This window comes from Microbacterium sp. Leaf351 (genome assembly GCF_001423825.1).
In the GTDB taxonomy this organism is placed as follows: Bacteria; Actinomycetota; Actinomycetes; order Actinomycetales; family Microbacteriaceae; genus Microbacterium; species Microbacterium ginsengisoli.
Window position 1 is genome coordinate 148,184 of the sequence record NZ_LMPK01000035.1, and the last position, 342, is coordinate 148,525.

Below are 342 nucleotides of genomic sequence, written 5' to 3' on the forward strand. Positions count from 1 at the left end.
TCGCCGCGGCCCTCGCCGAGCTGTGCGGCAAGGATCTCGTGCTGCCGATGAACACGGGCGCCGAGGCCGTCGAGACGGGCATCAAGGTCGCCCGCGCCTGGGCGTACCGGGTGAAGGGCGTGCCGGCGGGCGCGGCCGAGATCATCGTCGCGCACGACAACTTCCACGGCCGCACGACCACGATCGTCGGGTTCTCCACCGACGAGTCGGCCCGGGATGGCTTCGGGCCGTTCACCCCCGGCTTCGTGGGCGTGCCGTACGGCGACGCGGCGGCGATCGATGCGGCGATCGGCGAGAACACCGCCGCCGTGCTGATCGAGCCGATCCAGGGCGAGGCGGGGG

The 342-nt window shown here is 73.1% G+C and carries 1 protein-coding gene; it reads left to right on the forward strand.

What is annotated here, in order from left to right; genetic code table 11:
- Positions 1–342 (forward strand): aminotransferase class III-fold pyridoxal phosphate-dependent enzyme (locus ASG00_RS18350; protein WP_235559557.1); only part of this gene is annotated, 342 nt, incomplete at both ends.